Source organism: Thauera butanivorans (assembly GCF_048398245.1).
Taxonomy (GTDB): domain Bacteria; phylum Pseudomonadota; class Gammaproteobacteria; order Burkholderiales; family Rhodocyclaceae; genus Thauera; species Thauera butanivorans.
Map to the genome: position 1 here is coordinate 3,842,844 of NZ_CP183038.1, position 24,663 is coordinate 3,867,506.

Annotated in this window: 23 protein-coding genes and 4 tRNA genes; 5 read left to right on the forward strand and 22 right to left on the reverse strand. The window is 66.6% G+C overall.

Annotated features, from left to right (window positions below):
- Positions 1 to 153: 153 nt before the first annotated feature.
- The 9 genes from rplA to ACNQFN_RS18605 form a co-directional block, all read right to left on the reverse strand.
- Positions 154 to 852 (reverse strand): 50S ribosomal protein L1, encoded by a 699-nt coding sequence (rplA, locus tag ACNQFN_RS18565; protein ID WP_068639514.1) that lies wholly within the window; start codon positions 850 to 852, stop codon positions 154 to 156.
- Positions 853 to 854: 2 nt separating this feature from the next.
- Positions 855 to 1,286, reverse strand: coding sequence for a 50S ribosomal protein L11 (gene rplK, locus ACNQFN_RS18570; RefSeq protein WP_068639513.1), 432 nt, complete (start codon positions 1,284 to 1,286; stop codon positions 855 to 857).
- A 145-nt stretch (positions 1,287 to 1,431) separates the two neighbouring features.
- Positions 1,432 to 1,965 carry a transcription termination/antitermination protein NusG gene (gene nusG / locus ACNQFN_RS18575; RefSeq protein WP_068639512.1) on the reverse strand — a complete coding sequence of 178 codons (534 nt, stop codon included), beginning with the start codon at positions 1,963 to 1,965 and terminating at the stop codon, positions 1,432 to 1,434.
- Position 1,966: 1 nt separating this feature from the next.
- Positions 1,967 to 2,314, reverse strand: coding sequence for a preprotein translocase subunit SecE (secE, locus tag ACNQFN_RS18580; protein ID WP_068639511.1), 348 nt, complete (start codon positions 2,312 to 2,314; stop codon positions 1,967 to 1,969).
- A 25-nt stretch (positions 2,315 to 2,339) separates the two neighbouring features.
- Positions 2,340 to 2,415 (reverse strand) — tRNA-Trp (locus ACNQFN_RS18585).
- A gap of 60 nt (positions 2,416 to 2,475) precedes the next feature.
- Complete coding sequence (gene tuf, locus ACNQFN_RS18590) at positions 2,476 to 3,666, reverse strand: elongation factor Tu (protein ID WP_418647214.1); 1,191 nt, start codon at positions 3,664 to 3,666, stop codon at positions 2,476 to 2,478.
- A gap of 101 nt (positions 3,667 to 3,767) precedes the next feature.
- Positions 3,768 to 3,842: transfer RNA gene (locus tag ACNQFN_RS18595), tRNA-Thr, on the reverse strand.
- Positions 3,843 to 3,859: 17 nt separating this feature from the next.
- Positions 3,860 to 3,933, reverse strand: a tRNA-Gly gene (locus ACNQFN_RS18600).
- Positions 3,934 to 4,040: 107 nt separating this feature from the next.
- Positions 4,041 to 4,125 (reverse strand) — tRNA-Tyr (locus ACNQFN_RS18605).
- A 254-nt stretch (positions 4,126 to 4,379) separates the two neighbouring features.
- Between ACNQFN_RS18605 and ACNQFN_RS18610 the strand changes: the two genes are divergently transcribed.
- From ACNQFN_RS18610 to ACNQFN_RS18620, 3 genes are all read left to right on the forward strand, one after another.
- Positions 4,380 to 7,964, forward strand: coding sequence for an indolepyruvate ferredoxin oxidoreductase family protein (locus ACNQFN_RS18610; RefSeq protein WP_068639372.1), 3,585 nt, complete (start codon positions 4,380 to 4,382; stop codon positions 7,962 to 7,964).
- A 376-nt stretch (positions 7,965 to 8,340) separates the two neighbouring features.
- Positions 8,341 to 9,114, forward strand: coding sequence for a class I SAM-dependent methyltransferase (locus ACNQFN_RS18615; RefSeq protein ID WP_418647216.1), 774 nt, complete (start codon positions 8,341 to 8,343; stop codon positions 9,112 to 9,114).
- Positions 9,115 to 9,216: 102 nt separating this feature from the next.
- Positions 9,217 to 9,921, forward strand: a complete 705-nt coding sequence (locus ACNQFN_RS18620; RefSeq protein ID WP_068639370.1) for a ParA family protein — start codon at positions 9,217 to 9,219, stop codon at positions 9,919 to 9,921.
- A 25-nt stretch (positions 9,922 to 9,946) separates the two neighbouring features.
- Here the strand turns inward: ACNQFN_RS18620 and ACNQFN_RS18625 are convergent, their stop codons facing one another.
- Entirely contained in the window at positions 9,947 to 10,591 is a 645-nt protein-coding gene (locus tag ACNQFN_RS18625; protein ID WP_281178483.1) for a response regulator, read from the reverse strand.
- Between the two features lie 161 nt (positions 10,592 to 10,752).
- Here ACNQFN_RS18625 and ACNQFN_RS18630 point away from each other — a divergent pair, with 161 nt between their 5' ends.
- Positions 10,753 to 12,702, forward strand: coding sequence for an ATP-binding protein (locus ACNQFN_RS18630; RefSeq protein WP_068639368.1), 1,950 nt, complete (start codon positions 10,753 to 10,755; stop codon positions 12,700 to 12,702).
- An 81-nt stretch (positions 12,703 to 12,783) separates the two neighbouring features.
- Positions 12,784 to 13,209 (forward strand): PhaM family polyhydroxyalkanoate granule multifunctional regulatory protein, encoded by a 426-nt coding sequence (locus ACNQFN_RS18635; protein WP_068639367.1) that lies wholly within the window; start codon positions 12,784 to 12,786, stop codon positions 13,207 to 13,209.
- Between the two features lie 89 nt (positions 13,210 to 13,298).
- Here the strand turns inward: ACNQFN_RS18635 and ACNQFN_RS18640 are convergent, their stop codons facing one another.
- The 12 genes from ACNQFN_RS18640 to ACNQFN_RS18695 form a co-directional block, all read right to left on the reverse strand.
- Entirely contained in the window at positions 13,299 to 14,489 is a 1,191-nt protein-coding gene (locus tag ACNQFN_RS18640; RefSeq protein ID WP_088178907.1) for a CaiB/BaiF CoA transferase family protein, read from the reverse strand.
- A 62-nt stretch (positions 14,490 to 14,551) separates the two neighbouring features.
- A complete protein-coding gene (locus tag ACNQFN_RS18645; protein WP_418647217.1) occupies positions 14,552 to 15,787 on the reverse strand; it encodes a phenylacetate--CoA ligase family protein in 1,236 nt (411 codons plus the stop codon).
- A 49-nt stretch (positions 15,788 to 15,836) separates the two neighbouring features.
- Complete coding sequence (locus ACNQFN_RS18650; RefSeq protein WP_418648933.1) at positions 15,837 to 16,643, reverse strand: ABC transporter ATP-binding protein; 807 nt, start codon at positions 16,641 to 16,643, stop codon at positions 15,837 to 15,839.
- A 51-nt stretch (positions 16,644 to 16,694) separates the two neighbouring features.
- Positions 16,695 to 17,465 (reverse strand): DNA adenine methylase, encoded by a 771-nt coding sequence (locus ACNQFN_RS18655; RefSeq protein ID WP_418647218.1) that lies wholly within the window; start codon positions 17,463 to 17,465, stop codon positions 16,695 to 16,697.
- The gene (locus ACNQFN_RS18660; RefSeq protein WP_418648934.1) at positions 17,425 to 17,628 is read right to left on the reverse strand and encodes a Com family DNA-binding transcriptional regulator; all 204 of its coding nucleotides are present in this window, start codon (positions 17,626 to 17,628) and stop codon (positions 17,425 to 17,427) included. The genes ACNQFN_RS18655 and ACNQFN_RS18660 overlap by 41 nt, the downstream gene beginning before the upstream one ends.
- Before the next feature lie 152 nt (positions 17,629 to 17,780).
- Positions 17,781 to 19,940: a phage tail protein gene (locus ACNQFN_RS18665; RefSeq protein WP_418647219.1), complete on the reverse strand. Its 2,160-nt coding sequence runs from the start codon at positions 19,938 to 19,940 to the stop codon at positions 17,781 to 17,783.
- Complete coding sequence (locus ACNQFN_RS18670; RefSeq protein WP_418647220.1) at positions 19,933 to 20,175, reverse strand: hypothetical protein; 243 nt, start codon at positions 20,173 to 20,175, stop codon at positions 19,933 to 19,935. The genes ACNQFN_RS18665 and ACNQFN_RS18670 overlap by 8 nt, the downstream gene beginning before the upstream one ends.
- Positions 20,175 to 20,402 (reverse strand): hypothetical protein, encoded by a 228-nt coding sequence (locus ACNQFN_RS18675; RefSeq protein WP_418647221.1) that lies wholly within the window; start codon positions 20,400 to 20,402, stop codon positions 20,175 to 20,177. Before ACNQFN_RS18675 ends, ACNQFN_RS18670 begins: the two co-directional genes overlap by 1 nt.
- Positions 20,403 to 20,413: 11 nt before the next feature.
- Positions 20,414 to 21,232, reverse strand: coding sequence for a phage BR0599 family protein (locus ACNQFN_RS18680; protein WP_418647222.1), 819 nt, complete (start codon positions 21,230 to 21,232; stop codon positions 20,414 to 20,416).
- Positions 21,222 to 22,937, reverse strand: coding sequence for a hypothetical protein (locus ACNQFN_RS18685; protein WP_418647223.1), 1,716 nt, complete (start codon positions 22,935 to 22,937; stop codon positions 21,222 to 21,224). Before ACNQFN_RS18685 ends, ACNQFN_RS18680 begins: the two co-directional genes overlap by 11 nt.
- Complete coding sequence (locus ACNQFN_RS18690) at positions 22,937 to 23,815, reverse strand: hypothetical protein (protein WP_418647224.1); 879 nt, start codon at positions 23,813 to 23,815, stop codon at positions 22,937 to 22,939. The genes ACNQFN_RS18685 and ACNQFN_RS18690 overlap by 1 nt, the downstream gene beginning before the upstream one ends.
- On the reverse strand, positions 23,815 to 24,663 hold the full coding sequence (locus ACNQFN_RS18695; protein WP_418647225.1) for a hypothetical protein: 849 nt from the start codon (positions 24,661 to 24,663) through the stop codon (positions 23,815 to 23,817). Before ACNQFN_RS18695 ends, ACNQFN_RS18690 begins: the two co-directional genes overlap by 1 nt.

The window sequence follows — 24,663 nt, forward strand, 5'->3', positions numbered from 1 at the left end:
CACACCATCTGCGCAGGCCGTCCGAAGACGATTAGACGGTCGGCCAAAACCTGGCTAGGCCTTCCGCACCTGCGGTCTTTGACGATCCGTGCCGGACATGGTCCGGCACGGCCCAAAGTTCTGTTCGCGCCGCCCTTCGGGGCGGCGCATGGATCAGGCAGCGTTGACGCTGCTCGGATCGACGCGGACACCGGCACCCATGGTGCTGGAGACCGCGATGCGGCGCAGATAGACGCCCTTGGCGGCAGCCGGCTTGGCCTTGACCAGCGCGTCGACGAAGGCCGACAGGTTCTGCTGCAGCGCGTCGACACCGAAGGATGCACGGCCGATGGTGGCGTGCACCAGACCGGCCTTGTCGGTACGGTACTGTACCTGGCCAGCCTTGGCGTTCTTGACCGCGGTGGCAACGTCCATGGTCACGGTGCCGACCTTCGGGTTCGGCATCAGGCCGCGCGGACCGAGGATCTGGCCCAGCTGGCCGACGACGCGCATGGCATCCGGCGTGGCGATGCAGACGTCGAAGTCGAGCTTGCCGGCCTTGACCTGCTCGGCCAGATCGTCGAAGCCGACGACTTCGGCCCCTGCGGCGCGTGCGGCTTCGGCCTTGTCGCCCTGGGCAAACACGGCGACGCGGACGCTCTTGCCGGTACCGGCGGGCAGCACCACCGAGCCACGGACGACCTGGTCGGACTTGCGTGCATCGACGCCGAGATTCACGGCGACGTCGATCGATTCGTCGAACTTGGCGGTCGCACACTCCTTGACCAGGGTCAGGGCTTCAGCCACCGGGTAGCTCTGGTTGCGGTCGACCTTGGCGCGCAGCGCCTGAACTCGCTTGGAAAGTTTCGCCATGATTACAGGCCCTCCACGGTGATGCCCATGCTGCGGGCGGAACCGGCGATCGTGCGCACGGCGCCTTCCAGATCGGCAGCGGTGAGGTCGGGCTGCTTGGTCTTGGCGATTTCCTCGACCTGGGCGCGGGTGATCGAACCGACCTTGTCGGTATGCGGCTTCGCCGAGCCCTTCTGCAGGCCGGCAGCCTTCTTGATCAGCACGGTCGCCGGCGGCGTCTTCATGATGAAGGTGAAGGACTTGTCGGCAAACGCGGTGATCACCACCGGGATCGGCAGGCCCGGCTCGAGACCCTGGGTCTTGGCGTTGAAGGCCTTGCAGAATTCCATGATGTTCAGACCGCGCTGACCCAGCGCCGGACCGATCGGGGGGCTGGGGTTGGCCTTGCCGGCCGGCACCTGCAGCTTGATGTAGCCAATGATTTTCTTTGCCATTGCGGCTTGCTCCTGTATTGAGTGCTAGCGCACCGGTCAGACCCGGCGCTCCTCGCCTTGCTTGCCGTTCACCAAAGCCCGGGACAATCTTCCCGAGACGGCCGTGAACGGGCTACGGCAGGCCAGATGGCCTGCCGCTCGACACTCAGGTCTTCTCGACCTGGGTGAAATCCAGTTCGACTGGCGTCGCGCGGCCGAAGATGGTCACGGAAACGCGCAGCTTGCTCTTTTCGTAGTTGGCATCTTCCACCGAGCCGTGGAAGTCGGTGAACGGGCCTTCCTTGACGCGGACGACCTCGCCGATCTCGAACAGCACCTTGGGACGCGGCTTGTCGACGCCGTCCTGCATCTGCTGCATGATCTTTTCGACTTCCTTGTCGGAAATCGGCGCCGGCTTGTTGGCCGTACCGCCGACGAAGCCGGTGACCTTGGGCGTGGACTTCACCAGATGCCAGCTCTCGTCGTTCATTTCCATCTCGACGAGCACGTAGCCCGGGAAGAACTTGCGTTCGGTAATGCTCTTCTGGCCGCCCTTCATCTCGACGACCTCTTCGACCGGAACCAGGATCTGACCGAAGAAATCCTGCATGCCCGCGCGGTTGACGCGCTCGATGAGCGCCCGCTGCACCGACTTTTCGAAGCCGGAATAGGCATGAACCACGTACCAACGCTTCGTCATATCACTTCCAACCCAGAACGAGATCGTACAGAACCCATTCCAGGCTCTTGTCGGTCAGCCACAGGAAGATCGCCATCACGACCACGAAGGCGAACACGAGACCCGTCGTCTGAACCGTTTCCTTGCGGCTCGGCCAGACGACCTTCTTCGTCTCGACGACCGCTTCGCGCGCGAACTCAACGAAGCGGCGACCCGGCACGGAGAACCACGCCACGGCAATGCCCGCGGCCACGCCCAGCAGGACGGACAGCACACGAAGCACGAGCGGCTGCTCGGAAAGCAGATAGAAGCCGACAACACCGGCAGCCAGCAAAGCCAGAGCCAGCGCAAACTTCAACTTATCGGCCATTGCGGAAAACCACCCGAAAAAATTGTGGCAGGGGCAGAGGGAATCGAACCCCCAACCTTCGGTTTTGGAGACCGACGCTCTGCCAGTTGAGCTATACCCCTGCAGCAGAGACTACGAGGCGCGCCCGCCAGGGCACGCCTTTGCATCGGTCAGCGAGCGTATTACTCGATGACCTTGGCGACGACGCCGGCGCCGACGGTGCGGCCGCCTTCGCGGATCGCGAAGCGCAGACCTTCTTCCATCGCGATCGGCGCGATCAGCTTCACCGTGATCGACACGTTGTCGCCCGGCATCACCATCTCGGTGCCTTCCGGCAGCTCGATCGAGCCGGTCACGTCCGTCGTACGGAAGTAGAACTGCGGACGGTAGTTGTTGAAGAACGGCGTGTGACGACCACCCTCTTCCTTCGACAGCACATACACCTCACCCGTGAAGTGGGTGTGCGGCGTGATCGAACCCGGCTTGGCCAGCACCTGGCCACGCTCGACGTCTTCACGCTTGGTGCCGCGCAGCAGCACGCCGACGTTGTCGCCCGCCTGACCCTGATCCAGCAGCTTGCGGAACATTTCGACGCCGGTGCAGGTGGTCTTGACCGTCGGCTTGATGCCGACGATTTCGATTTCCTCGCCAACCTTGACGATGCCGCGCTCGACACGGCCCGTCACCACGGTGCCACGACCCGAGATCGAGAACACGTCTTCGATCGGCAGCAGGAAGGGCTTGTCGATCGCACGTTCCGGCGTCGGGATGTAGGTATCCAGCGCTTCGGCCAGACGGAAGATCGCCGGCTCGCCGATCTCCGACTGGTCGCCTTCGAGCGCCTTCAGCGCCGAACCCTTGATGATCGGGATGTCGTCGCCCGGGAAGTCGTACTTCGACAGCAGTTCGCGCACTTCCATCTCGACCAGCTCGAGCAGCTCTTCGTCGTCGACCATGTCGCACTTGTTCAGGAAGACGATGATGTAGGGCACGCCCACCTGGCGCGCCAGCAGGATGTGCTCGCGCGTCTGCGGCATCGGGCCGTCCGCGGCCGAGCACACCAGGATCGCACCGTCCATCTGCGCCGCACCGGTGATCATGTTCTTGACGTAGTCGGCGTGACCCGGGCAGTCGACGTGCGCGTAGTGACGGTCGGCCGTCTCGTACTCGACGTGCGAGGTGTTGATCGTGATGCCGCGCGCCTTTTCTTCCGGCGCGCTGTCGATCGACGCGTAGTCCTTCGCCTCGCCGCCGAACTTCTTCGTCAGCACCGTCGTGATCGCGGCCGTCAGCGTCGTCTTGCCGTGGTCAACGTGACCAATCGTGCCAACGTTGACGTGCGGCTTCGTCCGCTCAAACTTACCCTTAGCCATATCGCCATCCTTAAGATCAGAACCAGAAAAACCAGAACGGCGCCCATTCAGACCGGAATCCGATCATCTTGGCCGCCGCGCCAGGCCAGGCAGAAAATGAGTGGTGCCCTTGACGTGGATTGAACACGTGGCCTCTCCCTTACCAAGGGAGTGCTCTACCACTGAGCTACAAGGGCGCCGAAAACAGCACATCTGGAGCGGGTGAAGGGAATCGAACCCTCGTCATAAGCTTGGAAGGCTTCTGCTCTACCATTGAGCTACACCCGCACAGCCATCACTGCATGAACTCGCAGCCGATTCCTCAACCTCAATCCTTCAACCCACTTCACTACTACGCCGACCGAACCGAACGCGCCGCCCGGCGTCTGTATTACTGGTGGAGGGAGAAGGATTCGAACCTTCGAAGGCTGAGCCGTCAGATTTACAGTCTGATCCCGTTGACCGCTTGGGTATCCCTCCACGCGAGAGCCACGCACTATAGGCGACGAAATAATCCATGTCAAACACTTTTTGCAGCTTTCCGCGCCGGCGTCGATTGCCGCCGCCCATTCCGCAGGATGCCGGGGAATCTTGCGGGTTTTCCGGCATTGAAAGCGCCACGCGCATTCGCTTAGCCTGATCGCACCGGCTCCCTGCTGGTACCGCCCACAAGGCCTGTGTCGCAGGCAGCCCGTGCCATTCCGGAAACCAAAGCTCTGGAAGGAGACAGCGCCATGGCCGTACATGACCCGCATCCCGCGACAAGGGCCCCCAGCCTGGACGACAAGTACACCGCCACGAGCGGCCGCGTCTATCTCACCGGCTACCAGGCGCTGGTCCGCCTGCTGATGATCCAGAAAGCCCGCGACGAGGCCGCCGGCCTCGACACTGCCGGCTTCGTTTCAGGCTACCGCGGCTCGCCGCTCGGTGGCCTCGACCAGACGCTGTGGAAGGCGCGCCGCCATCTCGAGCAGCACGGCATCGTGTTCCAGCCCGGCATCAACGAAGACCTTGCCGCGACCGCGGTCTGGGGCAGCCAGCAGGTGCAGCTGTCGCCGGGCGCCCGCCACGACGGCGTGTTCGCGATGTGGTACGGCAAGGGGCCGGGCGTCGATCGCTGCGGCGACGTCTTCCGCCACGCCAATGCCGCCGGCAGCGCCCGTTTCGGCGGCGTGCTGGTGGTCGCGGGCGACGACCACGCCGCCAAGTCCTCCACGCTGCCGCACCAGACCGACCACTTCTTCAAGTCGATGATGATGCCGGTGCTCGCCCCCGCGGGCGTGCAGCAGTACATCGATTTCGGCGTGCATGGCTACGCCCTGTCGCGCTATTCCGGCTGCTGGGTCGCGTTCAAGGCGCTCGCCGACACCGTCGAGACCTCCGCTTCGGTGGATATCGATCCCCAGCGCGTGCAGGTGGTGGTACCGACCGACTTCGCCCTGCCCGCCGACGGCCTCAACCTGCGCTGGCCCGACCCGCCGCTGCTGCAGGAAAAGCGCCTGCTGCACTACAAGCTGTATGCCGCGCTGGCCTACGCCCGCGCCAACCGGCTCAACCGGATCGTCATCGACTCGCCCAATCCGCGGCTCGGCATCATCACCAGCGGCAAGAGCTATCTGGACGTGCGCCAGGCACTCGACGACCTCGGCATCGACGCCGCACAGGCCGCCGAAATCGGCCTGCGGGTCTACAAGGTCGGCATGGTCTGGCCTCTCGAAGCCGACGGCGTGCGCAGCTTCGCCGAAGGCCTGGAAGAGATCCTGGTGGTGGAGGAAAAACGCCAGCTGCTCGAATACCAGCTCAAGGAAGAACTGTACAACTGGCGCGAGGACGTGCGCCCGCGCGTGGTCGGCAAGTTCGACGAGAAAGGGGAATGGGCGCACGTCCAGCGCGCGGACGGCACGATAGACCACGGCACCTGGCTGCTGCCCGCCGCGGGCGAACTGACGCCGGCGATGATCGCGCGCGCCATCGCGCTGCGCATCGGCCGTTTCGTCACCTCGGAACGCATCGAGACCCGCATCGCCTTCCTCCAGGCCAAGGAGCAGGCCCTGGCGCAGCGCAGCTTCAGCGCCGACCGCGTGCCCACCTTCTGCTCGGGCTGCCCGCACAACACCTCCACCCACGTCCCCGAAGGCAGCCGCGCGCTCGCCGGCATCGGCTGCCACTACATGGCGACCTGGATGCCCGAGCGCCGCACCCAGACCTTCACCCACATGGGCGGCGAAGGCGTACCCTGGGTCGGCCAGGCGCCCTTCACCGACGAAGCGCACATCTTCGCCAACCTGGGCGACGGCACCTACTTCCATTCAGGCCTGATGGCGATCCGCCAGGCCGTCGCGGCAAAGGTGAACATCACCTACAAGATCCTCTACAACGACGCCGTCGCGATGACCGGCGGCCAGCCTCACGACGGCCCGCTCGACGTGCCCACCATCGTGCGCCAGCTGCAGGCCGAGGGCGTGCACAACATCGTCGTCGTCACCGATGGCACCGAGCGCGCCTACGGTCCGGCCGACCTCCCCCATGTGCCGATCCGCCACCGCGACGAGCTCGACCTGATCCAGCGCGAACTGCGCGCCTCGGGCGGCGTCACCGCGCTGATCTATGACCAGACCTGCGCCGCCGAGAAGCGCCGCCGCCGCAAGCGCGGCACCTACCCCGATCCGGCGCTGCGGGTGTTCATCAACGAGGCGGTCTGCGAAGGCTGCGGCGACTGCGGCGACCAGTCCAACTGCATGTCCATCCTGCCGGTCGAAACCGACCTCGGCCGCAAGCGCCGCATCGACCAGTCCTCGTGCAACAAGGATTATTCCTGCCTCAACGGCTTCTGCCCCAGCTTCGTCACCGTCGAAGGCGGCAGCCTGCGCAAGGGCCAAGCCATCGCCGGCGACGAAGCCAGCCTGCCGCTGCTGCCCGAGCCGCAGCGGCCATCGACGACCACGCCCTTCGGCATCCTGGTCACCGGCGTCGGCGGCACCGGCGTCATCACCATCGGCGCCCTGATCGGCATGGCCGCCCATCTCGACGGCAAGGGCGTCACCGTGCTCGACATGACCGGGCTGGCACAGAAGGGCGGCTCGGTCTTCAGCCACATCCGCATCGCCGACCAGCCCGAGGCGCTGCATGCCGTCCGGATCGCCGCCGGCGAAGCCGATGCGGTGATCGGCGGCGACCTGATCGTCAGCGCCAGCGTCGAGGCGCTGGCCAAGATGGCGGCCAGCCGCAGCCGGGCCGTGATCAACACCGCGGAGATTCCCACTTCGGCCTTCGCCCACGACCCCGACTGGCGCTTCCCGCAGCAGCGCATGATCGCCACCTTGCGGGACGCCACTGCGGTCGACAGCGACTTCATCGATGCGCAGCGGCTGGCGCAGGCACTGCTCGGCGACGGCCTGGCGGTCAATCCCTTCCTGCTCGGCTTCGCCTGGCAGCGCGGCCTGGTGCCGGTGTCCGAAGCCGCGCTGATGCAGGCGATCGAACTCAACGGCGCAGCGGTCGACATGAACAGGCGCGCCTTCCGCTGGGGCAGGCGGGCGGCCCACGATCTGCAGAGCGTCGAAGCGCTGCTGCCGCCGGCAAGCGCGGAAAACCTGCCCGCACCGGGCCTGGATGCGCTGATCGAGCGCCGCATGGCGATGCTGACGGACTACCAGGACGCAGCCTATGCCGAACGCTATCGCCGCCTGGTCGAACGCGTGCGCGAAGCGGAAGCACGCTGCATCGGCGCCGGCAGCGGCCTGGCCGAAGCCGTCGCGCGCAGCTATGCCAGGCTGCTCGCCTACAAGGACGAATACGAAGTGGCCCGCCTCCACACTGCGGCCGCGTTCCGGCGGCAGCTCGACGAAACCTTCGAAGGCGACTACGGCCTGCGCTTCCACCTCGCCGTACCGCTGCTGGCACGCCCCGATCCCCATACCGGCCGCATCGCCAAGCGCAGCTTCGGCCCCTGGGTGCTGCGGCTGTTCCGCCTGCTCGCCGGCTTCAAGCGGCTGCGCGGCACACGTTTGGATATCTTCGGCCACACCGCGGAGCGGCGCGCGGAACGCGCGCTGATCACGGAATTCGAGACCGACATCGAGGAACTGCTCGGCAACCTGAGCCCGGACCGCCTGCCGCTGGCGATCCAGATCGCCGAACTGCCCGAGCGCATTCGCGGCTTCGGCCACATCAAGACCAGGAACATGGCCTGGGCGGCGCAGCAGCGCAGGCAGTTGCTCGCGCAATGGCGGGCCACCCCGGCGAGCACGGCCGAGCAGCCAGGCTCCGGCACGGAAGCCATGGCGGACAGCAGATCACGAACGGAGGTGACAGCCTGAAGCAGACCACCTACGCCCCCTGCCTCCAGACGTGCACCGAACAGGTGCGCAGCAGGGCGAGCAGTAGCACCAAATCCACGCACAGACGAAGCCACCTTCCACAATCCGACTCGGTGGGTTTCGCCTGCGGCTCTACCCACCCTACGCAGCAAAACGACGCAACGCGACGGCCAACGGCCTCGATCAAGCACCCAGGCAGCCCGCACCGTCCGGGGTATCCCTGGCGGGGGCGAGGACTGTCCGAGCCCGCAGGGCGAGTTCCGCAGCCCCCAGAAGGGATACCCCGGGCGGCGCGGGCGAGCCACCGGCACGGAGACATGCCCGATAAACCTCAGGATGCAGGCTAAGATCGGCGTCTTTCACCCTCCGCCAACCGATGCCGCCAGCCCTCAAAGCCCTCTGCGCCCAACTGCTCGGCGTGGCAGGCGCCTTCGCCCTCGCCCGTGCAGGATTCGTCGGCGGCCTGTGGCCGCTGGTCGCCGCGCAGGCAGTCCTGGCCGCCCTCGCCAGCCTGCTGCTGCGCAGCGAACGCTGGTGGCTGCCGATCCATCTCGGCTTCCTGCCCACCGCGCTGCTCGCCCATGGGCTGGCGCGGGCGCTGGACCTGCACCCCGGCTGGTTCCTGGCCGGCTTCGTGCTACTGCTGCTCGTATACTGGACGAGCTTCCACAGCCGCGTGCCGCTCTACCTGAGCAACCGCGCGACCGCGGCAGCTCTCGGCCAGTTGCTGCCCGCCGCGCCGGCCCGCCTCCTCGACATCGGTGCCGGCACCGGCTCGGTGCTCCGCCCGCTCGCCCGTGCCCGGCCGGACTGCCGCTTCACCGGTATCGAACTCGCGCCCATTCCATGGTTGCTCGGGCACCTGTTGACGCGTCGTCTGCCCAACATCGACTGGCGGCGCGGCGACCTGTTCGCCCCGGCATGGTCGGACTGCGACGTGGTGTATGCCTTTCTGTCACCGGTGCCGATGGCGGAGGTCTGGGCCAAGGCCAGCGCCGAGATGAAACCCGGCAGCCTGCTCGTCAGCAACAGCTTCGCCGTGCCCGGCATCGAAGCGGAACGGATCGTCGCCGTCGGCGACCGGCGCGGCGCGCAGCTCCACCTGTACCGGATCGGCGTACCGGGCGACAGCGCCGATAGGCCGAAATAGCGGGTCGAACCGGCGCTTTTCCACCGCTTGCCGGCGTCCCTGTCCCCGGATAATCCCGATCGTGCGGTCGACCGCGGCCGCCAGCAAAGGATGGACGGATTCATGGCTGAGATCATCTGCGTGATCGGCAACAAGGGCGGCACCGGCAAGACCACGCTATCGCACATGCTGTGCCAGGGCCTGGGCCTGCTCGGCCAGCGCGCCGCCTGCGTGCTCACCGACACCTCGCGCGAGCCGCTGTCGCCCGCCGGCCGGCGCTACGTCACCGCCGATGCCCGCACCCGCGAGGCGCTGACCAAGGTCGTGGACAAGCTGCGCGGACTCGACGACTGGATCGGCATCATCGACGGCGGCGGCAACCGCACCGAGATGGACCGCAAGCTCTATGCACTGTCGGACATCGTGCTGCTGCCGTTCCGCGAATCGCACGAGGACATCCGCACCGTGCTGCGCGACCTCGAGATGTTCCCGCGCGCCTACGCCGTTCCTTCGCAGTGGCCGAACAACGCCTGGCAGCGCGACGCCGCCGACCGCGCCGTCGCGCAGCTGATGCATGCCCACCGCCACCGTATCCTGCGCCCGGTCAACGCGCTGTCGTCCTCGAAGCTGCTGCTGCAGCGGCAGATACCGGAACAGCTGCCGACGCCGCTGGCCAACGCCTGCCGTTCGATCGCCCGCCAGGTGCTGCAGGTTCTCGAGATCGACTTCGCCGAAGCCGCCGACGACGAACACCTCGACGACGTCGAGCCGCTGCCGGCAACGGAGCGGCCCCTGCGCCTGGCCGGCGCGGCGCGGCGCTCCCACTGAGCCAGGCCGGACGGCCCCGCTCCGCTCAAAGCCGCGCGCCGCAGCGCGACATCACGACCAGCGCCTGGGCGCGGCTCGACACGTCGAGCGCGCGGAAGATCGCCGTCATATGCACCTTGACCGTGCCTTCCGAAACCCCTAGCAGGTCGGCGATCTCCCGGTTGGTCCTGCCCGCGGCGAGCAGTTCGAGCACGCGCCCCTGGGCCGCGGTCAGGCCGTAGCGCTCGCTGGCCGGCAAGCGGGCCCGCTTTGCCGGCTGCGCAGCCGTTTTCGCCTCGGGCAGATGCACTCCGCCTTCGAGCACGTCCCTGACCGCCTGCAGCAGCACTTCGCTGGAACTGGATTTCGACACGTAGCCGGAAGCGCCGGCCTTGATCGCGCGCCTCACCGATGCCTCGTCGTCGATCGCCGACACCACCACGGCCGGAATCTCGGGGAAGCGCTTCGCCAGGATGGCGAGCAGGGAGAAGCCGCTCATGTCGGGCAGCATCAGGTCGATCACCGCCAGGTCGATGTCGCCGTCGGCATCGAGGCAGGCCAGCGCCTGGTCGGCGCTGCTCGCCTCGACGCACACCAGCCCCGCCTGCAGCCGTGCCAGGCTCTGTGCCATGGCTTCGCGGACGAGGGCATGATCCTCGACGATGAGTATCCTGCTTGCATGCCGTTCCACCTGCAACACCACCCTCGCTGTCGTATGCCGGCGAAGCATAGCATGCAGGCCGGCAGGGTCTTTCACCCCGTGCGGCCGAAAACGGCGACAATCGCTTCCCCTGCGCACGGGCGTCTGCCGACGGCGGCCGTGCGCACTCTGAGACAGGAGGAGGACAGGCCATGATTTCGGACTGGGGCGTCCGTTCGCGGGTGATGCTGGCGGCCGTGCTGCCGATGCTGATCCTCGCCGCAATCATGACCACCGTATTCACCGGCCTGCGCCTCTCCGATCTGGACGAGGCGCTCGCTGCGCGCGGCCGCGCCTTCGCCCGCCAGCTCGCGGCGGCGAGCGAGCAGGCCATGTTCGCCGGCAACACCAAGGCGCTGCAGCAGATCGCCTCGTCCGCGACCGGTGAAGACGACGTCCTGGCCGTGCACATCTTCGATCGCGACGGCCAGTTGCTGGCGCTCAGCCGGCAGGCCACCGACCCGCCGGCGCCTCCGCTGCCGGAGCCCCGGCTCGCGCCCCCGCTGGAAGCCCGCTCCACCTTGCTGCAGGACGGCATGCTGCTGCGGCTGGCCGAGACGATCCGGCCGATGCCGATCGACATCGACGACGGCATTTCGCTCGCGCCGGCCGATGCGCCGCACATCGACCTGGCCCGCCCGCAGGGAATCGTGGTGCTCGATCTCTCGCTCGAACGGCTGCAGCAGCGCCGCACCGAACTGCTGCTGGCCGGCATCGGCTCGATGCTGGTGGTGCTGTTCGCCAGCCTGCTGCTGGCCGCACGCCTGAGCCGCGGCGTCACCGGCCCCATCCGTGCAGTCGCCGACGTCGTGCTGCGCATCGGCCACGGCCGGCTGCACGAACGCGCCGCAGCCCGCGGCGGCGGCAGCCTGCAGCGCCTGGCGCGAGGCGTGAACGAAATGGCCGAGCGCCTCGAGCATGCGCATGACCACATGCGCCGCCAGATCGACGAGGCCACCGCCGAACTGCGTGCCCGCACGGCCGAAGCCGAACATGCCAACGCGTCGAAATCGCATTTCCTCGCCGCCGCCAGCCACGATCTGCGCCAGCCGATGCATGCGCTCGGCCTGTTCATCTCGGAGCTGTCGCAGCAGGCGCTCGATGCACGCAGCCGGCAGATCGTCGATCGCATCGCCGCCTCGGCCAGCGCGATGGAGCAACTGCTCGACAGCCTGCTCGACATCTCGCGCCTGGATGCCGGCGTGCTGGTGCCGGTCGTCCGCAGCTTCGATCCCGCCCCCATTCTCGAGCGCATCCGCGACGAGCAGCGGCCCGCCGCCCGGGCACGCGGCATCCGGCTGTACCTGCGGCAGCCGGCGACGCAGCGGTACGTGCGCAGCGACCCGATGCTGTTCGAGCGGATCGTCGGCAACCTCGTCAGCAACGCCGTCCGCCATACGCGGGACGGCAGCATCCTGATCGCATGCCGCGGCCGCGGCGACGCCCTGCGCGTGGAAGTGCGCGACGACGGCCCCGGCATCCCGGCCGAATTCCAGCAGGCGATCTTTCAGGAGTTCGTGCAGCTCGGCAACCCCGAGCGCGCACGCGACAAAGGGCTCGGCCTCGGCCTGGCGATCGTGCGCCGCCTGGTCGACCTGCTCGGCCACCGCCTGGAGCTGCGCTCGGCCCCCGGACGGGGATCGGTGTTCGCCCTCGAGCTGCCCTTCGGCCCCCTCGAAGCCGAGACTGCCGCAAACGAGGAAGTCCGTGCTCTCGGCAGCCTCAGCGGTGTCCGCGTCGCCGTGGTGGAAGACGATCCGCTGGTGCGGGACGCCATGCTCGGTCTGCTCGCTTCCTGGGGCTGCGAACTGATCGTCGCCAACGACGCCGAGCACCTGCTCGAACAGCTCGAGGACGAAGCCGAGCCGATCGAAATCCTCATCTCCGACCTGCGCCTGGGCGGTGCGCTCGACGGCATCGAACTCGCACAGAAGCTGCGCCGGGAGCGCCAGGCGCCGCCATTGCACGCAGTGCTGATCAGTGGCGACACCGCGCCCGAGGCGCTCGCCCGCGCCCGCGCAGCCGGCCTGCCGCTGCTGCACAAGCCGCTGCGCCCGGCCAAACTGCGCGCACTGATGCACCGCATGCTCGGCGGCCATTGAGCTGCGCGAATGCGGATGCAGCAGCGAGACGATCCATCGGTTACTATTCGGTCATCACCACCACTTATCGGGAGCGTGTCAATGTCTCAAGATCACAACGCGCAGGATCCGCTCGAATTCGTTCGCGGCATGTGGAGCAGCATGGGCTTTTCGCTTCCCGGCATGGTCACGCCCACCCTCGACGTCGACGAGCTCGACAAGCGCATCACCGACATGAAGGCGGTCGAAGGCTGGCTGAAGATGAACCTGAACATGCTGCAGATGAGCATCCAGGGTCTGGAACTGCAGCGCGCCGCGCTCTCCGCGGTCAAGGCGATGAGCACGCGCTCCGACTCGGACGAGGCGGGGCCCGATATCAGCACCAATCCCTTTGCCGCAGCGGCGGCGATGTGGCCCTGGAACCTGATGAATCCGGCCGAACAACCGCAGGCCGACACCGCCGCGCCCGCGGCCGAAGCCAAGGCGAGCCCCCGCAGCACTCGGCGCAAGCCTGCCGGCGACAAGTAAGGCCAGGCGCAAGACCTGCACCCGGCGGGCACCGCCCGGCTCCGGCCTGAGGTGCCCGTTGTTTCGCTCTGCCCGCAGCCGGCCCCGCGTCAGATGACGCCCGCCTCGCGCAGGCGCGCGATGTCGGCCACGCTCAAGCCAGCCTCGCCCAGCACCGCGTCGCTGTCGGCGCCCGCCACTGCCGGCGCCGGCCGGAAGACCTGTTCCGGCATGCCCGACAGCTTCACCGGCGGGCCGAACTGGCGCACGCCATCCACCTCGACCACCATGCCGCGCGCTTGCAGTTGAGGGTTCTCCAGGCTTTCGTCCAGGCTCAGCACCGGCGTCACGCAGCAATCCACGCCATCGAACAGCGCCACCCACTCGGCCTGGCTGCGGCGGGCGAAAATGGCCGCGACCTCGGCCCTGGCCCGTTCTCCGGCTTCGCCGCTCGCCAGGTGGAAAGGCTTCAGGTCCGGCCGTTCGAGCGCATCGCAGACCATGTTCCAGAACTTCTCTTCCAACGCGCCGACCGCCATGTAGCGGCCGTCGGCGGTGCGATACACGCCGTAGCACGGCACCTGGCCGGTCAGCAGATCCTCGCCGCGCGGCCTCACTCGCCCGTTCGCCAGCACTTCGGCCAGCGGGAAGATGGCATGGGCCATCACGCCATCGGTCATCGACACATCGACCATCCTCCCCTTGCCGCTCGCGCGGGCATCGACCAGTGCCGCCAGGATGCCGAACAGGGCGGTCATGGTGCCGCCGAGCAAATCACCCAACTGCAGGTTGGAAAGCGCCGGCGCGCCGCCCGCGGCACCGATCTGGTCGAGCACGCCGGCATAGCCGATGTAGTTGATGTCGTGCCCGGCGCGCTGCGCATAGGGGCCGGTCTGGCCGTAGCCGGAGATGCTGCAGAACACCAGGCGCGGATTGATCCGCGCCAGCGCGGCGTAGCCGATGCCGAGCTTGTCCATCACCCCCGGCCGGAAGCCTTCGACCAGGATGTCGGCGTCCGCCACCAGCTTCTCGAACACCGCCCTGCCTTCCGGATGCTTGAGATCCAGGCGCAGGCTGCGCTTGTTGCGATTGACCACCTGGTAGAACCAGCTGGTGTCGCCGCCCATCGCACCCATGCCGCGCGCGTAGTCGCCGGCGCCGGTGTCCTCGATCTTGATGACGTCGGCACCGTAGTCGGCCAGATGCTGCGTCGCCAGCGGGCCGGGCAGCAAGCGTGTCAGATCGAGCACGCGCACGCCGGCCAGCGGCGCGCGTGCGGAATCACAGGGGGTTTCGGCCATGGGCATCCTCACACGAGAACGGCGCCCGCAGGCGCCGCACGGTAAAACGGAACGGACGCAGCTTACGCGTAGGTCCGCATGTCGTCGATCACCTTGCCGTCATTGGCGAGCGCCCCGCCCGGCAGGAAAGCGACCTCGCCACGCAGCTTGGTCAGCTCGCGCAGGCTGGCGGCGATCGCCGCCGCCAGCGTCTCGCCGCCGCCGCCGGCGACTTCGCACATCAGCGTCATGCGGTCGTTGAGGTCGGGGTTGTCCACCACCAGCCGCGCACGGGTGATCTCGGGATGGCGCTTGACGACCTGGGCGATCTGCCCCGGATGCACGAACATGCCCTTGACCTTGGTCGTCTGGTCGGCCCGGCCCATCCAGCCCTTGATGCGCAGATTGGTCCGCCCGCAGGGCGAGGCGCCGGGCAGCAGCGCCGACAGGTCGCCGGTGCCGAAGCGGATCAGCGGGTAGTCGGGATTGAACGTGGTCACGACCACTTCGCCCACTTCGCCGGGCGCGACCGGATCGCCGGTGCCCGGACGGACGATCTCGACCACGACGTCCTCGTCCACCACCAGCCCTTCGCGCGCCTCGGTCTCGTAGGCGATCAGGCCGATGTCGGCGGTGGCATAGGCCTGGAAGGCCTGGATGCCGCGCGCGGCGAAGGCGTCGCGCAGGCTGGGGGGAAAGGCTTCGCCGGAGACGAAGGCCTTGGTGAAGGACGGCCTGAGGCCGAACTCCTCCGCCTTGTCCAGCAGGATGCGCAGGAAGGACGGCGTGCCGACATAGGCATCGGGCCGCAGGTCGGCGATCGCCGCCAGCTGCTGCTCGGTCTGGCCGGTGCCGGCCGGAAAGACCGTGCAGCCCAGCGCATGGGCCGCCGTTTCCATCATCGAGCCGGCTGGCGTGAAATGGTAGGAGAAGGTGTTGTGCACCAGATCGCCGGCGCGGAAGCCGGCCGCAAACAGGGCGCGGGCGAGGCGATAGTAGTCGGCACGCGCGCCCTCGGGTTCGTACAGCGGCCCGGGCGAAGCGAACACCCGCCGGCAGGCCGCGCCCCAGCCGACGGCGGCAAAGCCGCCGAAGGGCCTCGCAGCCTTCTGCAGCTCCAGCAGTTCCGACTTGCGCGTGACCGGCAGCGCGGCAAGCGCGGCGCGGCTCGACACCGCAGCGGGGTCGACGTCCGCGAGCAGTCTGGCGAAGGCCGGCGCGTTCGCGCGCGCATGGGCGATCTGCGCCGGCAGGCGCGCCATCAGCTCGCGCTCGCGTTGATCTGGATCGCGGGTTTCCCGCTCATCGTAGAAATTCATGTCGGCATCCCTGTTCGCTGCGTTGTGGAATTCGCTGCGGCGCCCGTGCTCAGCTCAGCCAGCGCTTGCGGCGGCGGTAATGCTTGACCTCGCGGAAGCTCTTGCGCCCTTCGCCCGACAGGCCGAGGTAGAACTCCTTGACGTCCTCGTTGCTCGCCAGCTCCTGCGCCGCGCCTTCCATGACGATGCGGCCGTTCTCGACGATGTAGCCGAAATCCGCATAGCGCAGCGCCACCATGGTGTTCTGTTCGGCGAGCAGGAAGCTCACCTTTTCCTTGGCGTTGAGATCCTTGACGATCTCGAACACCTCTTCGACGATCTGCGGCGCCAGGCCCATCGAAGGCTCGTCCAGCAGCACCATGTTGGGGTTCGACATCAGCGCCCGGCCGATCGCGCACATCTGCTGCTCGCCGCCCGAGGTATAGGCCGCCTGGCTGGTGCGGCGCGTCTTCAGGCGCGGGAAATAGGTATAGACCTTGTCGAGATTGGCGGCGATCTCGCCCTTGTCGCTGCGGGTGTAGGCGCCGGCGAGCAGGTTTTCCTCGATCGTCAGGTGGGCGAAGCAGTGGCGCCCCTCCATCACCTGCACGACGCCGCGGCGCACCAGGTCGGACGGCGACAGCGCTTCGACGCGCTCGCCACGGTACTCGATCATGCCCTTGGTGACTTCGCCGCGCTCGCCCTTGAGCAGGTTCGAGATCGCCCGCAGCGTGGTGGTCTTGCCCGCGCCGTTGCCGCCCAGGATGGCGACGATGCGGCCTTCCGGCACCTGCAGCGATACCCCTTTCAGCACCAGCACCACGTGGTTGTAGATAAAGCCGCGCGCGATAAATGCCGCCCGTCCGGCGCGATAAATGGGGGGCGCACCGCTTTTGTGTGGGAAAACAAATTTAAGCGGTGCGAAACATCACCAGTTGCGGATCAGTAGCTCCTGTGTCGGTTTTGAGTCGGGGCGGTTGCCGCCTACGGTGTAGCGCAGAGCGACGGTTTGCATGGCGAGGCCGGTGAAGGCAGCACGCATCTCGGGGATGTCGTTCACGGAGATCAGCATCTTGCCTCTGATCGACCTGGCCAGGTCGGCCAGCCGGGTGTATTGCTCGAGGCCGAACGCCACGCCGTAGCCTTCGGTGCCCCAGTACGGCGGGTCGCAGTAGAAGAGCGTGTGGGGGCGGTCGTAGCGCTGGATACACTTGTGCCATTCGAGATGCTCGATGGTTGCCCTGGCCAGGCGCACGTGGGCGGCGGCGAGGTCTGCCTGTAGCCGCGCCAGCGTGAGGCGCGGGCCTGCGGTTGTCGCCGTGCCGAATGTCCTGCCCTCGACCTTGCCTCCGAAGCCCAGGCGCTGCAGGTAGTAGAAGCGCGCGGCGCGCTGGATGTCGGTGAGCGCGCCTGGCGCCTGGTCTCGTGCCCATTCGAACATCTGCCGGCTGGTCAGCGACCAACTGAACTGGCGGATGAACTCGTCCAGGTGATGCTGGACGACGCGGTACAGATTGACCAGGTCGCTGTTGATGTCGTTGAGCACCTCGGCCTTGACCGGCGCCTTCATGAAAAAGAGCGCGGCGGCGCCGGCAAAGGGTTCCACGTAGCAGGTGTGCTCGGGGAACAGGGGCAGGATGTGGCGGGCCAGGCGGCGCTTACCGCCGATCCAGGGGATGATGGGGCCGTGGGTGGGCATGGTCGAAGTCTCCGGAGTTCGGCGATCGTGTCGCACTAGAGGGAGGCTCGACGGCCTTCTGATTGTGAAAGAACAGGTTGATCGCACCGCAGCGCGGGCATTTGATCTCGACCTTCTGGTACTGCCCACGCCCCAGCAGGCGGCGGCAGCTGCTACATCTCATCTCGTTCAATTTGCAAGCCCTGTGCGTATTACGTAGGCTTGGCGCCGCTCTCGCGAGAGTGGCGGGCCTTGCCGGACTTGCTGGTTGCGTCAGCGGGAACGGGGTTCGTGGGGGCGCTGCAACGTCGCCACGGGTCGCCCGTCTTTTTCTCCCTAGCTCCTCCCCACCGTGATGTCGTGCGCCTGGCTGGAATACAGGCCATCACGCACTGAATCGAGCACGATGCGCAGCGGGTTGAAGGGGCCGCCGTCGGCGGTTTCGTGCTCGGTTGTGTAGGTCTGGCTGGTGCCGGTGATGCCGGCGTAGGTGCGCTTGAGCGTGGCGCCGCTGTAGAGGCGCAGGCGGTAGGTGGTGCCGGGCTCGGGGCCGATGCTGGTCTGTTCGGTGTCGATGACCTGGTCGGCCTGGAGCTTGCGGTCGCGGTGTGCCCAACTGACGGTAACGGCGCCGGTGACGGTTGCCGGGTAGGCGGCGCCGTTGATGCGCAGCCGGCCGGGCGGATAGGGACGATCGGCACGGCGGGCCATTGTGAGACTGTCTGTGCCGGCCAGGGCAGCAGCCAGGGTACCGGAGGAGGTTTGCGTAAGCAGGCGGGCCTGGACGGTGACGCTGGGGGCGTAGTCGGTGCCGTCGATGGCGATGCCGTCGGGCACGAGCCACATTCGCGCGCCGGCGGCATGCTCGGCGGGCACGGTGTCGACACAGCCGCGCGCGAGCGTGCCGGACTGCGTAGAGGCGTTCCAGGTGGCGACGCGCACCAGCTCTGTGCCGATTTGCGCTAGGGCGCCGACGCTCACGGCGTCGAGGTCGGCGCCGGCGGTGAGCGCGAAGGCGGTGGTGGTCCTGCCCAGGGCGCCGACGAGCAGGCCGCTGGCTACCCAGTCGCCCGTATCCTGCTCGGCCCAGGCGCCAGAGCCAACGCGGGTCTCGAGCACGTAGCCGAGCGACATGCTGGTGGGCCGCACGGCCAGCGCCGCGAGCCGGCAGGCCGTTGGGTCGATGATTTCCAGGTTGGCGGGATCGGTGGTCGCGGCCAGGTCGCGCCACGACAGTTCGACCAGGCGGCGATGCACGACGGCAGCCGGGGTCGAGTCGGGCGCTACCCAGTTCGGCGGCTGGGGCGCGGACATGGCCAGCGCAGGCAAGCCGAAAATGTCTTGCACGACCGAAATGGTGATGTTTGCGGACGTGAGCGTGCCATCCTCGATCCGGCCAGCGCGCACGACCATGTCGGCGATGCCGCGTTTCAGGCTGCGGATACGGAAGGCGTCACCCGGATTGATACGGTAGCCGCGGCGATCGAGCCGAACCTTGAAGCGCTTGACGCGACCGCCGCGTGTGCGCAGCTCGCGCATCGCCACGCGCCCGGCCAGCTCGGCGGTGGGGATGCCGGGGTAGCGCAGGGTCTGCGACAGGATCTGTCCGTCGGCATGCACGGCAGCCAGATTGCGCTCGCGCCACATACGATCCTGGTCGCTGACCGGGTCGTGGTACTGGACGATGATTTCGTTGGTGGCGCCGGAGGCTGCGGCGTTGTCGTCATCGTCGATGCTCAACAGGCCGGAATCTTCGTCGAACAGCGGCAGCGCCGACACGGTGTAGTCGTCGCGGACCAGGGTGAGGTGGAACAGACCGTCGAAGCGGCTTTGATACAGCGTGCCGCCGATGTGGTCGAGCACGGTCTGGATGAAGTTTGAGACCGACTCTTGCCGTGTCCAGCGCAGGCACAGGCCAAAGCCTTCGGTGTAGAGCCTGTCGGCCGCAGCGCGGAAGCTTGCATCGTTGATGCGATCGCGCGGCATGCCCCGCGACCACTGCCGGTTGGTGAGGCATTCGTAGACGATATGCGCGGGATTCATCGAATGGATCGACCCGGCAACCAGTTGGATCACGGCGCGTTCGGGATACCAGGCCGGGCCGTCCCAGCCCGCAGTACTGCGGCGGATGCGCATCTTCCACGGCTTGACGTACGGTGTCATGGCCGACACCAAGCCATCGAAGAAGAGCGTGCACATGCCACGGAAGCCGGGCACATCACCGCCGAGCATGGTAGCCAGCGGCGCCGGGGCGGTTTGCGCAGGCTCGCCCATCATGACGTGCAAGGTGCCGTCGACGCCGCCCTCTTTCTTGTCGCCGCCGAAGAGGCCGGGCTTGTTGATGCTGACGGTGCCGCTGGCGGTGACGCTGCCTTCCCAGGCGCGCTTGCCGCCGGCGTCGATGGCGACCAGGGCGTTGATCGGGCCGCGGCACAGGCCCATGTGGATACCCATGTAGTACTTGTAGCCGATGGTGACTTTCTTGCCGCTACCCATTGCCGCACTCCTGAGACCGGGCGTAGTCGACCAGCGCCGCGGCCATGGCATCGCCGGTGGCAATCAGCATCGACGCAGGAATGCCACCGGCCCGCACGATGGACTCCCAATCCAGCCCGTACTGGGCGCACCAGGTGCGCGCGCCGCGGTGGCAGAAGCCCGGCCGCGCGCCCCAGCCGGGAATGTTGTGCATGTGCTCGAAGGTGACGAACACATCGTCGGTTTCCGCGATCATCACTTGCCGCTCTTGGTCCTGACGGATTGCGTGCGCAGGTTGCCGTAGCTGAGCACCTGCCAATCACTTGTCCAGCAATCGCCGAAGATGACGCATTGCGGGGTGCCTTCGTCCGGCTGCGGCAGCTCGAATTCGTCCAGGGCGGCAGGTTTGGGCACCGCGGGCTTGGGCCGGGTGAGATAGCTGATCACGAGCGACGCGACCAGCATGATGACTTGAGTCCACATGGCGAACCCTCCTAGAAATGGTTGTTGCCGTCGAAGGGGCTGACGCCGGCCAGGTGCGGGATGCCGCCGAAGTTGGCCAGGTTGCCGAATGCCTTGCAGGCGGTCGTGGTCTGTGCGCAGCCGGGATAGACGCGCAGCGCGGCGCCGGGCGCAATGCCGGCAGTGCCGCCCAGTAGGTGGAGCGTGCCGTCGGCGTGGCGCTCGATGCCACGGCGTTCGGGCTCGCCGCCCGGCAGCGACCACTCGACATAGCCGCCCGTGAAATAGCCCGCCGGATATGCGGCCAGGCCGCCGTTGGTAACGCTTGCGCCGTCCATGGACTGCACGCTCGATGTCACCCGCCATGCGGCGGCGTCGACACCGCAGGCAACGGTGTAGAGCGCATGCGGGCAGGCGCGATCCCACGACAGGCGCAAGCCGGTCGATTCGAGACTGGCGGCCAGCGTGGCGCATGAGATGACGCAACGATCGATACGGGGCCACTTGACGCTGCGCACGCTGCCTGACCACAGCACGACATAGTCGGCCAGGCTCTCATGCAAGCCGAACACCGTCACCGACACGTCTGCGCTGGGCGGCAGGCTGCGGTAGAGCTGCGCGACATCGAGGTCGGCCGCGGCGGTGATCTGCAGCATATCGGCCTGGGCCTGGCCGGTCTGGCGGATACCATCGTCGGAGATGCCGCCGGCGATGGCCTTGTAGGTGCGCGCCAGGTGCGTGACGTCGCGGTCGCCGCTGGTGTAGCACCATGCTTGAACGCCACGCTGGAACAGGTACAGCCGGCGCGGGGCGCCGTCGGCGATCGAGCGCTCGAGGGTGTCAAAACTCATCGTCACGCACTCCGCGCAGAAGGATTTCGGATTGGGCAACGCCCTCGCTGTCGGTCAGGTGGTGGATCTCGACGCTGTCGCTGTCGAGCCGGCACAGCGACATGAAACTGATGCGCGCGACAGTGGCGGGCGACAGCACGACGCCATGAGCCGCATCGAGCACCATGCGCTCGACGGTGCCGGAGACCTCGGTGCTGCCGGTGATGCGACGGTGCAGCGCAGTACCATCGGCAAGCTCGATGCGGATGTCCCTGCGGCCGCTGTGCGCCTGGCCGAATCGGGTGTAACCCAGATAGGCCACATCGATCGTCGACGAGGTTTCTGGCGCGATGCCGATGAGGGTGAGATCGTCCGCATGGGTTGGTACCCAGAGCGCGCGCTGCCGGCCACGCAGCCAGTACAGCAGGCTGCGCCAGGCGGCGCGATCAGCCCGGCCACTGGCAACCCAACGGTGCAGCAGCACGGGCATGGTGCGGCCGGCAACATCGGTGACCAGGGGCGCAGCGGCGGTGCCATTGTCCAGTTCGGCAAGTAACCGGACGAATTCGTGCGTCAGTTCCTGGCTTTCGTCCGGGCGTGCAGCCAGCACCGGGCGGCCACGGTAGAGCAATGCCGGCGCCGCGGCCGGGAAGTCGCTCGGTTCGACGATGCGAAAGCCGACCTCGAAGCTGGACAACTTATCGGTGATGCGCGATAGCACCGGCGCCTCGCGCAACTGTGCACTACGGACCGGATACAGCCGCGTGCCAGCAGGCCAGGCGCGCTGTGTTGCGCGCTTGAGCATGAGCGATGTGCTGCCGATGGTATCGATCTCAACGACCTCCGCGTCGAACACATCACCAGCATCGTGGCTGCGCAGCATCGCCAATCCGCCAGCACGGAAATCGAGGTGCTCTGTGGTGCAGGGGATGACCAGCGCGCCGGCCGGCACGCCGATGGCGATCTGCTGGATGTCCGGGAATATCGGCAAGGCCCACATGCGTGCAGACCAACCGAACAGCAGCATGTCCAGGTACTGGCGTTCCCGGCCATCGGCATACACGGTGGCCTCGAATTCGCGTCGCGGCGCGGAGCGCAAGGCGCGGCGCTGCTCGACCATTGATTCGCTGCTCAGGATGTCGGTCGCCCAGGCCAGGCGCTCATTCACGCCCTCGGCCCAGTCTGGCACGAAGACCCAGCCGATGATGCGATTTGCGGTAACGCGCACCTGGGGCGCCGCGCCATGCGCGAACACCCATGTGATGTACGTATCAAGTACCGGCGTGCCATCAGGCGTGACCGACAGATCGTAGCTGCGCTCCTGCAGTGCGGCGAACAGCAATGGCGGCGCGGGCTGGCCGGATACAGTGATGCCTTCGTCCAGGCCATCGATGGCAGTGAGCGTGCGCGGCTCGAACCAGGCATTCCAAACCTGGACGGGTGTGGTCTGGATGCTAACGACGTTACCAAGATCGATACCCTCGAGCGACAGGTGTATGCGGTAATAGTAGTCATCGAGCCAAGCGGAACAGCGGGCGCCGGCAAGAGGCCGGCCATTGGCTTCGACCGGCCAATGCGCGATCAATACGCTGCCGCCAGGGCGCCTCATCCCGTCCGATTCGTACGGGATCTGCGTTGCTGTGTAGGCATGATGCGCCACGGTCAAGAGCGGGTTGACGATGCCCGCAAGCGTCTCGTGCGTCACTGCGCCAGCCAACGCAGCCATCACGGCCCCTCGTAGCGGATGGCCCAGCCCAGCGTGCCGCTGTGATATGGAGAACCGGTAATTCCGTTTCGGTTATCGGCGTCTTTCAGGTGCCACGGGAACACCTTCCAGCGAGTGCCGCCGATGTTCAGTATCTGCCCGGGTTCGTAGTTGTCTATCCGGGTAACCCGGGCATGCTCCAGATCCACTGCGAGGGAAACAAAACCTTCCGTGCGCCACAGATAGCAACGCAGAGGCAGGAGTACTGCCTCGCTATTCCACGCCGACGGAAGCCACCCGAGGAGGCCCATTGTGTCTTGGGAACCATACATCTTCCCCTCAACGACACTATTACCGGAATACTCCCACCCCGACGCCCCACCCATGCCTGAGTGGATATGATTATTTCTTGTTGCAGTACCCGAGAAGTTCGAAGTCCAGAATAAAGCTCCAGAGGCATTGCTCGTAGATGAGCTGGTCAAGTGACACGCGAGGCCAGCCGAAACGGATGAGCCTTGAGAGGCGCAGTACCACACCCCTGACCCGCCTATACCCGCGACAGTCGATTTACCCCATGCCATCCACTGGAACCGACCGGCTGCGTACTCCACGACCACATAGACTTCTTGCGGGAATGTGAAAACGTGCCACGTCAGCGGAAACACCAGTCCGGAGCCAGCGATCTGTGAGTAATTCGGGCCAGGATTGACGAGGGCTCCACTACTGAACCCTTCGCCGCCGAGAATCTGAAGCGTCTCGCCGACCGCCTGGATTCTCACTGGAATCCCGGCCTTGGTCAGGAAGTCCCCTGAGGCAGACCAGCCGTCATTGACGCATGAATCAAAGATCGCGGTTTGCAGCGCCGCCATGGAAACGGCCGAACCAGTTGTATAAGCCATTAGCTGTCCAGCCTCATTGCGTAGTAATCGCTGAAACCAACACGGAACGAATCCTGGATCACGACATACTGGTGTCCATCGATCGACAGCGTGTTTTCGGCCGCGTTGTTGAAGCCGCTAATGTAGTAAATACCGTCGAGCGCCCCCCAGAGGTTCGCGGTGTTGTCATGCAGTTCGATAGACAGGAGGTGATAAACACCACCGGAATCTCGGAGGCGCCACGAACCGCTACCGATGTTTGTTTCGCTCCACGGATAGCTGTACGCGTTCAGCCAACCGTCGTTGCTGCGCAACCCCAGCCGCACGCTGTTGCCCTTGTAGCCCATGCTGTGGCTGCTCGATGTATCACTGAAACGGGTCGCGGGAATGCCATTGAGCATGCCGCTGCACACAACCGGATACGGGTATTGGCTGGGCCGGCCGTAGGGCAGGCACTTGCCGATGTAGGCCGACTCATAAACGGGCGTGCCGACCTTGAGAGCAAAGGCAATGCGTTGAGGATTGAGGGTGAGCCAGTAGTCGATGCGGTTGTTGTGCGCGGGCAGCCCGACCAGTTTCGCGCCGGGCTGGGCATCGAAACCGTTGCCGGGCACGTAGCCGGTAAACACCGCGGCGGCGAGGTTGTAGTAGTCAGCGGCGGCGTTTTGATAGGTGCGCACGCCGACGAAGATCTCTTCCGTGCCGGTGTAGCCAGGGCCCCGGAGGATGAGTTCACGATTTTCGATTGAGTCGTCGTAGCGCAGCACCGTCCAGCCGTTTGCGGAGGCGAAGTCGCGCAGCTGGGTCAGGAACTTGTAATGGGCCAGCGTGCCGCCGCTGTTGTCGACGTAGCCGATCTGATGAGGCAT